The sequence below is a fragment of the Plantactinospora sp. KBS50 genome (genome assembly GCF_002285795.1).
GTDB lineage: Bacteria > Actinomycetota > Actinomycetes > Mycobacteriales > Micromonosporaceae > KBS50.
In genome coordinates, this window is the sequence record NZ_CP022961.1 from 4,595,857 (window position 1) to 4,610,131 (window position 14,275).

At 72.2% G+C, this 14,275-nt stretch carries 12 protein-coding genes and 1 pseudogene; 7 read left to right on the plus strand and 6 right to left on the minus strand.

Annotated elements, in window-relative coordinates; genetic code table 11:
- Positions 1 to 200: 200 nt before the first annotated feature.
- Positions 201 to 1,163, minus strand: coding sequence for a heme o synthase (locus tag CIK06_RS19690; RefSeq protein WP_095566066.1), 963 nt, complete (start codon positions 1,161 to 1,163; stop codon positions 201 to 203).
- Between the two features lie 393 nt (positions 1,164 to 1,556).
- Here CIK06_RS19690 and tkt point away from each other — a divergent pair, with 393 nt between their 5' ends.
- The 7 genes and pseudogenes from tkt to CIK06_RS29585 all read left to right on the plus strand — a co-directional run bounded on the left by tkt (position 1,557) and on the right by CIK06_RS29585 (position 9,548).
- Positions 1,557 to 3,611: a transketolase gene (gene tkt / locus CIK06_RS19695; RefSeq protein ID WP_369916233.1), complete on the plus strand. Its 2,055-nt coding sequence runs from the start codon at positions 1,557 to 1,559 to the stop codon at positions 3,609 to 3,611.
- Positions 3,612 to 3,627: 16 nt separating this feature from the next.
- Positions 3,628 to 4,806 carry a transaldolase gene (tal, locus tag CIK06_RS19700; protein WP_095566068.1) on the plus strand — a complete coding sequence of 393 codons (1,179 nt, stop codon included), beginning with the start codon at positions 3,628 to 3,630 and terminating at the stop codon, positions 4,804 to 4,806.
- 16 nt (positions 4,807 to 4,822) lie between these two features.
- Positions 4,823 to 5,869: pseudogene (locus tag CIK06_RS19705) on the plus strand (glucose-6-phosphate isomerase); the annotation flags it as partial.
- An 85-nt stretch (positions 5,870 to 5,954) separates the two neighbouring features.
- Positions 5,955 to 7,502 (plus strand): glucose-6-phosphate dehydrogenase, encoded by a 1,548-nt coding sequence (gene zwf, locus CIK06_RS19710; RefSeq protein WP_095566070.1) that lies wholly within the window; start codon positions 5,955 to 5,957, stop codon positions 7,500 to 7,502.
- Between the two features lie 41 nt (positions 7,503 to 7,543).
- Positions 7,544 to 8,563: a glucose-6-phosphate dehydrogenase assembly protein OpcA gene (locus CIK06_RS19715; RefSeq protein WP_095566071.1), complete on the plus strand. Its 1,020-nt coding sequence runs from the start codon at positions 7,544 to 7,546 to the stop codon at positions 8,561 to 8,563.
- 3 nt (positions 8,564 to 8,566) lie between these two features.
- Entirely contained in the window at positions 8,567 to 9,334 is a 768-nt protein-coding gene (gene pgl / locus CIK06_RS19720; protein WP_095566072.1) for a 6-phosphogluconolactonase, read from the plus strand.
- Positions 9,335 to 9,389: 55 nt separating this feature from the next.
- Positions 9,390 to 9,548, plus strand: coding sequence for a hypothetical protein (locus CIK06_RS29585; protein ID WP_157756871.1), 159 nt, complete (start codon positions 9,390 to 9,392; stop codon positions 9,546 to 9,548).
- 129 nt (positions 9,549 to 9,677) lie between these two features.
- Here the strand turns inward: CIK06_RS29585 and secG are convergent, their stop codons facing one another.
- The 5 genes from secG to whiA form a co-directional block, all read right to left on the minus strand.
- A complete protein-coding gene (gene secG, locus CIK06_RS19725) occupies positions 9,678 to 9,941 on the minus strand; it encodes a preprotein translocase subunit SecG (protein ID WP_095566073.1) in 264 nt (87 codons plus the stop codon).
- Between the two features lie 96 nt (positions 9,942 to 10,037).
- Complete coding sequence (tpiA, locus tag CIK06_RS19730; protein WP_095566074.1) at positions 10,038 to 10,829, minus strand: triose-phosphate isomerase; 792 nt, start codon at positions 10,827 to 10,829, stop codon at positions 10,038 to 10,040.
- Positions 10,829 to 12,028 (minus strand): phosphoglycerate kinase, encoded by a 1,200-nt coding sequence (pgk, locus tag CIK06_RS19735; RefSeq protein WP_095566075.1) that lies wholly within the window; start codon positions 12,026 to 12,028, stop codon positions 10,829 to 10,831. Before pgk ends, tpiA begins: the two co-directional genes overlap by 1 nt.
- Complete coding sequence (gap, locus tag CIK06_RS19740; protein ID WP_095566076.1) at positions 12,025 to 13,029, minus strand: type I glyceraldehyde-3-phosphate dehydrogenase; 1,005 nt, start codon at positions 13,027 to 13,029, stop codon at positions 12,025 to 12,027. The genes pgk and gap overlap by 4 nt, the downstream gene beginning before the upstream one ends.
- A gap of 247 nt (positions 13,030 to 13,276) precedes the next feature.
- Positions 13,277 to 14,257, minus strand: coding sequence for a DNA-binding protein WhiA (gene whiA / locus CIK06_RS19745; RefSeq protein ID WP_095566077.1), 981 nt, complete (start codon positions 14,255 to 14,257; stop codon positions 13,277 to 13,279).
- Between the last annotated feature and the right edge of the window lie 18 nt (positions 14,258 to 14,275).

Sequence of the window (14,275 nt, forward strand, 5' to 3'; positions counted from 1 at the left end):
AGCGGCTCACGTGCCGGCCTGTTGTCGACATTATGTGATGGCAATTACCAGCAGGTTTAAGCGGGACGAAAGGCGATTCCGCCCCTTTTACCCCCGTCATCCCCAGGTAATAGCCCTACAAAACGGTCAATCCATCGATCGGGCTGGTTGGGATCGGAAGCCGGACATCGCCCGGGGTGAAACTCGACACCCGTCGGAAATCAGACCAGCGCGTCGAGCGCGGCGCCCAGGAAGAGAATCGTGAGATAGGTGGTGGACCAGTGGAAAAGCCGCATCGGCCGCATCGGCTCACCCCGGCCGGCCCGGCCCGCGAGTCGATGGGCCTCGATCAGGAAGATCGAACCGACGGTCAGCGCCGGCACCAGGTACACCGGCCCGATGCCGTCGCCCAGCGGCCAGACCAGCAGCGAGGCCAGCACCGTGAGCCAGGAGAACAGCAGGATCTCGACGTTCACCCGCCGCACCGAGGCCACCACGGGGAGCATCGGGATGTTCGCCCGGGCGTAGTCCGTCCGGTACTTGATGGCCAGCGCGTAGAAGTGCGGCATCTGCCAGAAGAAGACCACCGCGAACAGCGCCCACGCGACCGGGTCGAGCGAGCCGGTCACCGCCACCCAGCCGATCAGCACCGGAGTGGCGCCGCAGATCCCGCCCCAGAACGTGTTCTGGGTGGTCGTCCGCTTCAACCACAGCGTGTAGACCAGGTCGTAGTAGGCGATCGAGGCCAGCGTCAGCAGGGTGGCCGGCCAGTTGGTGAAGGCCGCCATCAGCACGGTGGAGACCGCCGCCAGGACCAGGCCGAAGACCAGCGCGCTGCGCGGGGAGACGGTGTGCGACGGCAGCGGGCGGCGCTTCGTGCGGCGCATCACCTGGTCGATGTCCCGGTCGATGTAGCAGTTGATCACGCTGGCCGCTCCGGCGGCCAGCGAACCGCCCAGCAGCACCACCGCGATCAGCCAGAGCGACGGCAGGCCGCCGGCGGCGAGCATCATCGGCGGCACGGTCGTGACCAGCAGTTGCTCGACGATGCGCGGCTTGGTCAACAGCACGTACGCCCGCAGGACCGCCCGCCAGTCACCGCGCGCCGTGGCACCGCTCGCCGCGTTCGCCCGCGCCGGTGACCCGGCCGCGGTGGAGACGGGGCGCTCGGTGATCATGCTCACGGATTGCCACCTTCCGGCATCGGCAGGCAAGTTCTGGGTCGGCAGCCGAGCTGGAATGCGTCTGCTCGCCGCGTCAACAGCGTACGCGTCGCCATCTGGGCGGCCCGGCCGACCCGGCAACGGTGCCAGCGATCACACCCGGTCGAGCCCGTTCCGGCGTCCGCGACCGAGTAGCGGTGCGCTCCGACGGGTAGTCAACCGGTACGTGTCCCACTGGGCGGTGGCGCACCGATCCGCGACCGGGCGTTCATCCGCGCTCGATAGGGTCACCACTGAGGGTTCCGCCCATCCGTGAGGAGCAGATCGATCGTGGCTGAAAAACGACGCGAGCCAAGCCCGCTGAACTGGTCCGACCTCGACCGCCGGGCCGTCGACACCGTACGCGTCCTGGCCATGGACGCCGTCGAGAAGGCCGGAAACGGACATCCCGGGACGGCGATGAGCCTGGCCCCCGCCGCGTACCTGCTCTTCAACCGCATGATGCGGCACGACCCCACCGACCCGGACTGGGCCGGCCGGGACCGCTTCGTGCTCTCGGCCGGGCACAGCAGCCTCACCCTCTACATCCAGCTCTACCTCTCCGGCTACGGCCTGAGCCTGGAGGACCTGGGATCGCTGCGGCAGTGGGGCTCGCTCACCCCCGGCCACCCCGAACACGGGCACACGGCCGGGGTGGAGACCACCACCGGCCCGCTGGGCCAGGGCGTCGGCAACGCGGTCGGGATGGCCATGGCCGCCCGGCGCGAGCGCGGGCTGTTCGACCCCGACACCGCGGCCGGCCAGTCGGTCTTCGACCACCACATCTGGTGCATCGCCTCCGACGGCGACATGGAGGAGGGCATCAGCCACGAGGCCGCCGCGCTCGCCGGGCACCAGAAGCTCGGCAACCTGATCATGATCTACGACGACAACGAGATCTCGATCGAGGACGACACCCGGATCGCCAAGAGCGAGGACGTGGCCGCCCGGTACGCCGCCTACGGCTGGCACGTGCAGACCGTCGACTGGCGCAGCGGCGACGCCGACCAGGGCAAGTACCACGAGGACGTCGACGCGCTGCACCGGGCGCTGGCCGAGGCCCGGGCGGAGACCGGCCGGCCGTCCTTCATCGCGCTGCGCACCATCATCGCCTGGCCCGCCCCCACCAAGCAGAACACCGGCAAGTCGCACGGCTCCGCACTGGGCGCCGACGAGGTGGCGGCCACCAAGAAGCTGCTCGGCTTCGACCCGGCGCAGAACTTCGCCGTGGACGAGAAGGTGCTCGCGCACGCCCGCGAGGCGGCCCAGCGGGGTCGCGACGCGCACGCGCGGTGGCAGCGGGAGTTCGACACGTGGGCGCAGGCCAATCCGGAGCGCCGGGCGCTCTACGACCGGATGCGCACCCGTACCCTGCCGGAAGGCTGGACCGAGGCGCTGCCGGAGTTCCCCGCGGACGCCAAGGGGGTGGCCACCCGCGCCGCCTCCGGCAAGGTGCTCGCCGCGCTGGCCCCGGTGCTGCCCGAACTGTGGGGCGGCTCGGCCGACCTGGCCGAGAGCAACAACACCACGATGAAGGACGAGCCTTCGTTCGTGCCCACCGAGTACGCCACCAAGGAGTTCCCGGGCAACGAGTACGGCCGCACGCTGCACTTCGGCATCCGGGAACACGCCATGGGCGCCGCCCTGAACGGCATCGCCCTGCACGGCGGCACCCGGCCCTACGGCGGCACGTTCCTGGTGTTCAGCGACTACATGCGGCCCTCGGTGCGGCTCGCCGCGCTGATGAAGCTCCCGGTGGTCTACGTCTGGACGCACGACTCGATCGGGCTGGGCGAGGACGGACCCACCCACCAGCCGATCGAGCACCTGAGCGCGCTGCGCGCCATCCCCGGCCTGGACGTGGTACGCCCCGCCGACGCCAACGAGACGGCCTGGGCCTGGCGGATGGCGCTGGAGCACACCGACCGGCCGACCGCGCTGGCGCTCAGCCGGCAGGCCCTGCCGACCATGGACCGGGCCGCCGTGGCCGCCGCCGAGGGCGTGGCCAAGGGCGGGTACGTGCTGGCCGACGCCTCCGGCGGGCAGCCCGAGGTGATCCTCGTCGGCACCGGGTCGGAGGTGCAGCTCTGCCTGACCGCCCGGGAGCGCCTGGAGGCCGACGGCACGCCCACCCGGGTCGTCTCGATGCCCTGCCAGGAGTGGTTCCGGGCGCAGGACGAGGCGTACCGGGAATCGGTCCTGCCGCGCGGGGTGCGGGCGCGGGTCAGCGTCGAGGCGGGCGTCGCGATGTCCTGGCGCGACCTGGTCGGCGACTGCGGCGAGTGCGTGAGCATTGAACACTACGGGGCCAGTGCCCCGTACCAGGTGCTGTTCGAGCAGTTCGGGTTCACCCCGGACCGGGTCGTGGCCGCCGCGCACGCGTCGCTGGCCCGGGTGGGCTCGATCACCGGCAACACCACCGGTAACTAAGGGAGTGAGGTCAGCGATGACGGACAGACTGGGCGAACTCACCGCCGCCGGAGTGGCGGTCTGGCTCGACGACCTGTCTCGGGTACGGCTGAGTTCAGGCGGCCTGGACCGGATGCGCCGGGAGGACCATCTGGTCGGCGTGACGTCGAACCCGACGATCTTCGCGAAGGCGCTCGGTGACGCGCAGGAGTACAACGCGCAGCTGCGCGAGCTGGCCACCCGCGGCGTCTCGGTGGAGGAGGCGGTCCGCCTGCTCACCGCGTACGACGTGCGGTGGGCGTGCGACGTGATGCGGCCCGCGTACGACGCCAGTTCGGGCGTGGACGGCCGGATCTCGCTGGAGGTCGACCCGCGGCTGGCGTACGAGACCGAGAAGACGGTCGCCGAGGCCAAGGCGCTGTGGTGGCTGGTGGACCGGCCGAACCTGTTCATCAAGATCCCGGCGACCGAGGCCGGGCTGCCGGCGATCACCGCCACCCTGGCCGCGGGGATCAGCGTCAACGTCACGCTGATCTTCGGCCTGGACCGCTACTCGGCCGTGATGGACGCCTTCCTGGCCGGCCTCGAACAGGCCAAGGCCAACGGGCACGACCTGTCCACCATCGGCTCGGTGGCGTCGTTCTTCGTCTCCCGGGTGGACAGCGAGGTGGACAGCCGGCTGGAGAAGATCGGCTCGGAGGAGGCCAGGGCGCTGCGCGGCAAGGCCGCCGTGGCCAACGCCCGGCTCGCCTACCAGCGGTACGCCGAGGTCTTCGCCTCGGACCGGTGGCAGGCGCTGGCCGACGCCGGTGCCCACCCGCAGCGCCCGCTGTGGGCGTCCACCTCGACGAAGAACCCGGACTACCCGGACGTCATCTACGTCGAGGAGCTGATCGCGCCGGGCACCGTGAACACGATGCCCGAGTCGGTGATCCGGGCGTACGCCGACCACGGCGAGACCCGCGGCGACACGGTGACCGGCGGCTACGAGGACGCCCGTCGGGTGATCGACGCCCTGGGCTCGGTCGGGGTCGACTTCGACGACGTGATCCAGACCCTGGAGCGGGAGGGCGTGGAGAAGTTCGAGGCCAGCTGGCAGGAACTGCTCGACGGGGTGCGCAGGTCCCTCACGGCCGCCGCCCAGGGGCAGGGCAGCCCGAACGAGGCCGCGAAGGGCAGCGCGGACGCGGCCGTCCGCGCCGGGGGCAACGCGTGACCCGGTGGACCTCGCCATGACCGACCTGCTGACCGGCCCGGTGACGGCCGGCGGTGGGCTGGCCGTGTACGGCGCCGCGGCGCTGGACCGGCCGGACCCCGCCGGCACCCTGACCGCCCTGGCGGCGGCCGGGACACCGGGCCGGTTGGCGGACATCCCCCGCCGCAGCCGTGAGCTGCTGCCGCAGGTGGCCGAGCTCTGCGACGAGCTGGCAGACCTCGGCCGGGTGGTGCTGGTCGGCGCGGGTGCCGCCGCGCTGGCCCCGGCGGCCATGGCCCGCACCGTGGGCCGGCCGCTGACAGTGGTGGACGACACCGACCCCGGGCGGATCGGGGCTGCCCTCGGCGGGCCGCTGGAGCGTACCGTCGTGGTCGTGTCCGCCGAGTCCGGGTCGGCGTCCGAGACGGACAGCCGGTGCCGCGCCTGTTTGCGGGCGTTGCTGGACTCCGGCCGCAGCGCCGCCGAGGCGGGCCGGCACCTCGTGGTCGTCACCGCGCCGGACTCCCCGGCGGCCAAGGCCGCCGCCGGGACGGGCGCCTTCGTGGTGCCCGCCGATCCGCGGCCCGGTGGGCCGTTCTCCGCGCTGACCGCGTACGGGCTGGTGCCCGCGGCGCTGGCCGGGGTTGCGGTCGTCGAGCTGCTGGACCAGGCGCAGGAGTTGGCCGGCACACTGACCGGCGAACGGGACAATCCGGCCCTGGCACTGGGCGGCGCGCTCGGCACGGCCGCCGCGCTCGGCCGCGACCGGGTGCTGCTGCGCGGCGACGGCACCGGACTGGACGGGCTGGGCGACTGGATCGCGCGGCTGCTCGCCGGGGCGACCGGCGGGGCCGGGCTCGGCATCCGGCCGACGGTCGTCGAGCCCACGGACCACCCCGGACCGGCCGGTCCGGACACCGTGGCGGTCAGCTACGGCGGAGCGCTGCGGGCCGGCGACGTACCGGGCGGCGGCACCGGCCCCGACCTGGCCGTCAACGGCCCGCTCGGCGCGCAGTTCCTGGCCTGGGAGTACGCGGCGGCGGTCGCGGCCGGCGTGCTCGGCGTCGACCCGTTCCAGGACCCGTTCCACCAGCCGGACGATGCGGACCCGACCGGGCCGCCGGATTGAACCAGTTGCTGCGCCTCGTGCGTAGTCTGCGGAGTTGAGAATGAGCCAGCGGACGACAGAGCAAGGAGGAGGAGTGAATCCTCTGCGGGACCCGCAGGATCGGCGCCTACCGCGGATACCTGAGCCGTGTGCCCTGGTGATCTTCGGGGTGACCGGCGACCTGGCCCGGAAGAAACTGCTGCCGGCCGTGTACGACCTGGCCAACCGCGGCCTGCTGCCGCCGGGCTTCGTGGTGCTCGGCTTCGCCCGCCGCGACTGGGGCGACGGGGACTTCGAGTCCTCGGCCTACGAGGCGGCCCGCAAGCACGCCCGGACACCCTGGCGGGACGAGGTGTGGGCGCGGCTGGCCGGCAACATCAAGTTCGTGGGTGGGTCCTTCGACGACGACGCCGCGTTCGACCGGCTCGCCCAGACCCTGGACGACCTGCGCGCCAGCCACGGCATCCACGGCAACGCCGCGTTCTACTTCTCCATCCCCCCGGCCGCCTTCCCGGTGGTGCTCAAGCAGCTTGCCCGCACCGGGATGGCGGACAACGACAAGTCCGGCGGCTGGCGGCGGGTCGTCGTGGAGAAGCCGTTCGGCAAGGACCTCGAATCGGCCAAGGAACTCAACGACCTGGTGGACGACGTGTTCACCCGGGAAGACGTGTTCCGCATCGACCACTACCTCGGCAAGGAAACCGTCCAGAACATCATGGCGCTGCGGTTCGCCAACAACCTGTTCGAGCCGCTGTGGAACTCCAAGTACGTCGACTCGGTGCAGATCACGATGGCCGAGGACGTCGGCATCGGCACGCGGGCCGGCTTCTACGACTCGGCCGGCGCCGCCCGCGACGTGTTGCAGAACCACCTGCTCCAGCTGCTGGCCCTGGTCGCCATGGAGGAGCCGACCAGCTTCGACGCCAGCGAGATCCGGGCCGAGAAGCTCAAGGTGCTCAAGGCCATCAAGCTGCCGCGGGATCCGCACCTGGACACCGTCCGCGGTCAGTACCTGGCCGGGTGGGTGGCCGGCGAGCGGGCCGTCGGGTACCACGAGGAGGAGGGGGTGCCGGCCGACTCCACCACCGAGACGTACGTGGCGGTGAAGCTGGCCATCCAGAACCGGCGCTGGGCCGAGGTGCCCTTCTACATCCGGGCCGGGAAGCGGCTGCCCCGCCGGGTCACCGAAGTGGCGATCATGTTCAAGAAGGCCCCGCACCTGCCGTTCAACGCCACCGACATGGAGATGCTGGGCAACAACCAGCTGGTCATCCGGGTGCAGCCGGACGAGGGCGTGGTGCTGAAGTTCGGTTCCAAGGTCCCCGGCACCACCATGGAGGTCCGGGACATCGCCATGGACTTCCAGTACGGCGAGGCGTTCACCGAGTCCAGCCCGGAGGCGTACGAGCGGCTGGTGCTGGACGTGCTGATCGGGGACCGGACGCTGTTCCCGGACGCCGCCGAGGTCGAGCAGAGCTGGCAGGTCGTGGACCCGCTGGAGGACGCCTGGCGGGGCACCAAGCCGGAGCCGTACCGGGCCGGTGAGTGGGGTCCGCGGGCCTCCGACGAGATGCTGGCCCGGGACGGCCGGGCCTGGCGCCGGGCGTGAGCGACCGTGAGTGAGCCGGACGAACGAACCTGGAGGATCCGTTGATCGGGTTGTGGGACACCACCGGCAACGAGGTGGTCAAGGCGCTGGCCGCGGAGCGGCGCAGCGCCGGCGGGGTGGCCAGCGGGATGGCGCTCACGCTGATCGTGGTGGTGGACGAGAAGCGGGTCCGGGAGGCCGAGGCGGCGGCGACCGTGGCGGCCGCCGCGCACCCGTGCCGGCTGCTCGTGGTCGTCCGCTCCGACGTGGACCGCGACCGCAACCGGCTGGACGCCGAGATCGTGGTGGGCGGCCGGCTCGGCCCGTGCGAGGCCGTGGTGATGCGGATGTACGGCCGGCTCGCGCTGCACGCAGAGTCGGTGGTGATGCCGCTGCTGGTGCCTGACGTTCCGGTCGTCACGTGGTGGCACGGTGAACCGCCGGACCACATCGCCAACGACTACCTGGGCGTGGTGGCCGACCGGCGGATCACCGACTCGGCCCAGTCGAAGGACCCGATCGCCGCGCTGCACCAGCGGGCCGAGGACTACGCGCCGGGCGACAGCGACCTGGCCTGGACCCGGATCACCCCGTGGCGCACGCTGGTGGCCGGGGCGTTCGACACCCGGGCCGCGGAGATCACCGAGGCGCACGTGGTGGCACCGCCCAGCGACCCCACGGCGGCGCTCATGTGCGGCTGGTTGAAGGCCCGGCTGGGCGTCCAGCCGACCTGGCAGCACACCGAGGACTTCCCGCGGATGCGCTCGGTGCGGCTGCGCTGCGCCAACGGGGACGAGTTGGAGCTGGTCCGGGACGACTCGGTGGCCACGTTCCGCCGGACCGGCCAGGCCGACCGGCAACTGCCCCTGGTCCGTCGCCCGCTGGGCGACGAGTTGGCCGAGGAGCTGCGCCGGTTGGACGCCGACCAGGTGTACGCGGAGGCGCTGTGCGGGATGACCGGGCTGCGCGGCCTGGACCGCCGGCCCCGGCAGCGGGTGCACATCTGGAAGGATCCGGCCACCGCCGAGCGCGCCGAGGCGGGCGTGAGCGCGCACGCCGGTCCCACCGAGCTGGACGCCTGAACCGTGAGCGAGACGAGTGTGGTCGTCCACGCCGACCCGGAGGTGCTGGCGCAGGCGGTGGCCGCACGGCTGATCGTCGGGCTGATCGACGCGCAGGCCGAACGGGGCGAGGCCGGCGTGGTGCTCACCGGCGGCCGGGTGGCCGCGGCGGTGTACCGGGCGATCCGGGAGCTGCCGGCCCGGGACGCGGTCGACTGGCGGCGGGTGGACGTGTGGTGGGGCGACGAGCGCTTCGTCCCGGCCGGCCACCCGGACCGCAACGACACCCAGGCCCGGTCGGCGCTGCTGGACATGTTGCCGCTGGATCCCGCCCGGGTGCACCCGATGCCGGCCGCGGACGGGCCGGCGGGTGACGACCCGGAGGCCGCGGCCGCGTGGTACGCCGCCGAACTGGCCGCCGCCGCCCCCGGCACGGCCGCCCTGCCCCACTTCGATGTGCTGCTGCTCGGGGTTGGCGAGGACGGCCACGTGGCGTCCGTGTTCCCCGAGCATCCGGTGGCCTACGAGTCGCGCCCGGTCGGTGCGGTGCGGGGCAGCCCCAAGCCACCGCCGGTCCGGCTCACCCTCACGCTGCCGGCCATCAACACCGCCGACGAGGTGTGGCTGGTGGCCGCGGGTCCGGACAAGGCCCGACCGGTGGGGATGGCGCTGGCCGGCGCCGGGCCGGTGCAGTTGCCGGCGGCCGGCGTGCACGGATTGAGCCGTACCCGCTGGCTGCTGGACCGGGAGGCGGCGGCCGAGGTGAAGCCGAGGTTCCGCAGCCTGCGCTGACCCTCGGCCGGGCTTCCGCTTCGCGCTCGACCAGCTCACCGCGTCGTTCCCGAGGTTGGTCGATCCGACCCGGGTGGCCGTCGGGGGCCACTCCATCGGCGGGGCGAACGGTGTCACGGCGGCGCTGAGGGATCTCGCCCGGTCCCAGCTGACCGGCGACCGGTACTGGCCGGGCGTGGCCGGGGCCGGGCACCACGCGTTCAGCGGGCACTGACGCCGACGGGCCGCCGCACACGCGAACCGCGCGTGCTCCCGGTGGGAGCACGCGCGGTTCGAGGTTTTCCGGGCCGATCCGGAACGGTTCCTCGGGGCGGCCAGGACGGCGCGGGGGCCGTCCCGGGCGTCAGGAAGCGCCGGCGGCCATCTGGAGCTTGAGCCAGAGGCCGATGCCGACAATAGAGGCGAACCAGACAACACCCACCAGCACCGTGTACCGGTCGAGGTTCCTCTCGGCAACGGACGAACCGGCCAGGCTGGAGCTGACGCCACCGCCGAACATGCTCGAAAGGCCACCACCCTTGCCGCGGTGCAACAGGATGAGCAGCGTCAGCAGCACGCTCGTGATCAGCAGCAACACGACCATCGTGTACGCGAACCAGGTGGGCATGGTGTCCGGTCAGTCCTCTCGTTCCGATCCTCGCCTCGGGCGTCGACCACGTAGCGGCACCGACCTGAGGGCGGGCTCGTCAAGGATAGCGGCCCGTCAGCGGGTGATGTGCTCCGGGAAGCGGCAGATGTTCGCGAACTCCTCGGCGTCCAGGCTCGCGCCGCCGACCAGGCCGCCGTCCACGTCCGGCTGGGCCATGATCGAGGCGATGTTGTTCGCCTTCACCGAGCCGCCGTACAGGATCCGGACCTGGTCGGCCGTGGCCTGGTCGTAGGTCTCGGCGATCCGCTGGCGGAGCTGCCCGCACACCTCCTGGGCGTCCTGCGGGGTGGCGGTCTTGCCGGTGCCGATCGCCCAGACCGGCTCGTACGCCACGACCACCTTGGTGACCTGCTCGGCGGTGAGGCCACGCAGCGCCGCGTCGAGCTGCGCACGGCAGTGCGCCACGTGCCGCAGTTCCTCGCGTACCTCCAGCCCCTCCCCCACGCAGAGGATCGGGGTGAGGTCGTTCGCCAGCGCCGCCGCCACCTTCGCGTTGACCACCGCGTCGTCCTCGTGGTGGTGGCTGCGCCGCTCCGAGTGGCCGACCACCACGTACGAGCAGCCCAGCTTCGCCAGCATGGCGCCGGAGATGTCCCCGGTGTACGCCCCGGACCGGTACGGCGACAGGTCCTGCGCGCCGTACCCGAGCTGGAGCTTGTCCCCCTCGATCAGGGTCTGCACCCCGCGCAGGTCGGTGAAGGGCGGCAGCACCACCGTCTCCACCGCGGCGAGCTGCTGCTCGCTGAGGCTGAACGCCAACTTCTGGACCAGGCCGATGGCCTCCAGGTGGTTGAGGTTCATCTTCCAGTTGCCGGCCATCAGCGGCCGGCGGACCTGATCCGCCATCACTTCTCCAGGGCAGCGACGCCGGGAAGGCTCTTGCCCTCCAGGTATTCCAGGGAGGCACCGCCACCCGTGGAGATGTGGTCGAAGGACGACTCGTTCAGGCCGAGCGCACGCACGGCCGCGGCCGAGTCACCGCCGCCGACCACCGTGAAGCCCTTGATCCCGGCGATGGCCTCGGCCACCCCGCGGGTCCCGGCCGCGAACGCGGCCATCTCGAACACGCCCATGGGACCGTTCCAGAAGACGGTGCGGGCGCCCTCGATCTCGGCGGTGAACGCCGCCACGGTGCGCGGGCCGACATCCAGGCCGACCCGGTCGCGCGGGATCGCGTCGGCCGGCACCGTCTCGTGCGCGGCGTCCGGCGCGAACGCCGCGGCGGCCACCACGTCGTCCGGCAGCAGGATCTTGCCGTCCGCCCGGGCCAGCAGCTCCCGACAGGTGTCCAGCATCTCGTCCTGGCACAGCGAGGTGCCGATCGGGTGACCCTGGGCCTTCAGGAAGGTGAAGCACATGCCGCCGCCGATCAGCAGCCGGTCCACCTTGGGCAGCAGCGCCTCGATGACCGCCAGCTTGTCGGACACCTTGGACCCGCCGAGCACCACCACGTACGGCCGCTCCGGGTCCCCGGTCAGCCGGGACAGCACCTCCACCTCGCGCAGCACGAGCCGGCCGGCGAAGTGCGGCAGCCGGGCCGGCACGTCGTACACGCTGGCGTGCCTGCGGTGCACGGCGCCGAACGCGTCGTCGACGTACGCCTCGCCGAACGCGGCCAACTGGTCGGCGAAGGCGCCCCGCTCGGCCTCGTCCTTACTGGTCTCCCCCGCGTTGAAGCGCAGGTTCTCCAGCAACGCCACCTCGCCGCCGGCCAGCCCGGCGACCGCCGACTGCGCGGCCGGGCCGACGGTGTCCTCGGCGAACGTCACCGGCGAGCCCAGCAGCTCGCCGAGCCGCCGGGACACCGGCGCGAGGCTGTACTGCGGGTCGGGCGAGCCCTTGGGCCGGCCCAGGTGCGAGCAGACCACCACGGCCGCGCCCGCGTCGCGCAGCGCGGTCAGGGTGGGCAGCACCGCCCGGATCCGGCCGTCGTCGGTGATCGCGCCGGTCTGCTTGTCCAGGGGCACGTTCAGGTCGGCGCGCACCAGCACGCGCCGACCTGAGACGCCCTCGGCGAGCAGGTCGTCGAGGTTCTTGATGCTCACAGTGAGCTACCCACCAGCTTGACCAGGTCGACCAGGCGGTTGGAGTAGCCCCACTCGTTGTCGTACCAGCCGACGACCTTGGCCTGGGTGCCGATCACCTTGGTCAGGCCGGAGTCGTAGATGCACGACGCCGGGTCGGTGACGATGTCGGCGGAGACGATCGGCTCGTCGGTGAAGGTGAGGATGCCCTTGAGCGGCCCGTCCGCGGCGGCCCGGTAGGCGGCGTTGATCTCCTCCACCGAGGCGGCGCGGCCCAGGTCGACCGTCAGGTCGGTGGCCGAGCCGGTCGGCACCGGCACCCGCAGCGCGTACCCGTCCAGCTTGCCCTTCAGCTCCGGCAGCACCAGGCCGATCGCCTTGGCCGCGCCGGTCGAGGTCGGCACGACGTTCAGCGCCGCGGCACGCGCCCGGCGCAGGTCCTTGTGCGGGCCGTCCTGGAGGTTCTGGTCCTGCGTGTACGCGTGGATCGTGGTCATCAGCCCACGCTCGATGCCGAAGGCGTCGTTGAGCACCTTGGCCAGCGGCGCGAGGCAGTTGGTGGTGCACGAGGCGTTGGAGATGATGGTGTGCTTGGCGGGGTCGTAGGTGTCCTGGTTGACCCCCATCACCACCGTCACGTCGTCGTTCTTGGCCGGAGCCGAGATGATGACCTTCTTGGCACCGGCGTCCACGTGCGCCTTGGCCTTGGTGCCGTCGGTGAAGAAGCCGGTGGATTCGAGCACGATGTCGACGCCCAGGTCACCCCAGGGCAGCTTGCCCGGGTCCTTCTCGGAGAAGACCTTGACGTGCTGGCCGCCCACCGTGATCTCGTCGGCGCTCGCCTTGACCTCCTCGGACAGCCGGCCGAGGATGCTGTCGTACTTGAGCAGGTGCGCCAACGTCCCGTTGTCGGTGAGGTCGTTCGCACCGACGATCTGGATGTCGGCGCCCGAGGCCAACGCGGCCCGGAAGAAGTTGCGGCCGATACGGCCGAAGCCGTTGATGCCAACCCGGATGGTCACAGGTCCCATCTCCTCGCATTCTGGTCCCGCCAGCGGCGCCCCGCCGGACCCGCGGCACCCGCCGGCCGATCGAACGTCGCTGCTGGTCATCGCCGCCTCGCCGCGGTCGGGACGACCGGTCCGCCCGAGGCGGTGACTCCGGCGAGGAAGCCAACGTGTCGGCCTCATCGCCGTACCTTCTGACGATATCGAAGCGCCCGCCGCCGCGTTGCGCTGGGGCACAATCCGTGCCGCAGGACACGTCGGTTCAGACCACCAGCATGTCGGGGGTGACCGCCGCCTCGGTGTCCGGGATGCCGAGATCCCGGGCACGCTTGTCGGCCAGCGCCAGCAGCCGGCGGATCCGGCCGGCGATGGCGTCCTTGGTCAGCGGCGGATCGGCCAGCGCGCCCAACTCCTCCAGGGACGCCTGCCGGTGCTCCAGCCGCAGCCGGCCGGCCGAGGTGAGGTGCTCCGGCGCGTCGTCGGCCAGGATCTCCAGCGCCCGGGTCACCCGGGCCGCCGCCGCCACCGCGGCCCTCGCCGAGCGCCGCAGGTTGGCGTCGTCGAAGTTGGCCAGCCGGTTCGCGGTGGCCCGCACCTCCCGGCGTACCCGACGCTCCTCCCAGGCCAGCACGCTGGAATGCGCGCCGATCCGGGTGAGCAGCGCGGCGATCGCGTCGCCGTCCTTGACCACCACCCGGTCCACCCCGCGCACCTCGCGGGCCTTGGCCCCGATGCCGATCCGGCGGGCGGCGCCCACCAGGGCCAACGCCGACTCCGGACCGGGGCAGGTGATCTCCAGCGCGCTGGAGCGGCCGGGCTCGGTGAGCGACCCGTGCGCCATGAACGCGCCCCGCCAGGCGGCCACCGCGCAGCAGACGCTGGCCGCCACCACGTGCGGCGGCAGCCCGCGTACCGGCCGGCCCCGCACGTCGAGCAGGCCGGTCTGCCGGGCCAGCGCCTCGCCGTCCTTGACCACCCGGACGATGTAGTGGCTGCCCTTGCGCAGACCGCCCGAGGCGAGTACGTGAATCTCGCTCGAATAGCCGTACACCTCGGCGATCTCCCGGCGCAGCCGCCGGGCCACCGCCCCGGTGTCCAGTTCCGCCTCCACGACGACCCGGCCGGAGACGATGTGCAGGCCGCCCGCAAACCGCAGCAGGGCCGCCATCTCGGCCCGCCGGCAGCAGGGTTTGGGCACGTCGACCCGGCTGAGCTCGTCCTTGACCGCCGCCGTCATCGCCATCGTGTCGTCACCTCGTGT

Bases quoted from the DNA above. Each gene is read 5' to 3' on its own strand.
- tkt (WP_369916233.1), top strand. From the start codon at position 1,557: ATGGACGCCGTCGAGAAGGCCGGAAACGGACATCCCGGGACGGCGATG.
- tal (WP_095566068.1), top strand. From the start codon at position 3,628: ATGACGGACAGACTGGGCGAACTCACCGCCGCCGGAGTGGCGGTCTGG.
- zwf (WP_095566070.1), top strand. From the start codon at position 5,955: ATGAGCCAGCGGACGACAGAGCAAGGAGGAGGAGTGAATCCTCTGCGG.
- secG (WP_095566073.1), bottom strand. From the start codon at position 9,941: ATGCCCACCTGGTTCGCGTACACGATGGTCGTGTTGCTGCTGATCACG.
- tpiA (WP_095566074.1), bottom strand. From the start codon at position 10,829: ATGGCGGATCAGGTCCGCCGGCCGCTGATGGCCGGCAACTGGAAGATG.
- whiA (WP_095566077.1), bottom strand. From the start codon at position 14,257: ATGGCGATGACGGCGGCGGTCAAGGACGAGCTCAGCCGGGTCGACGTG.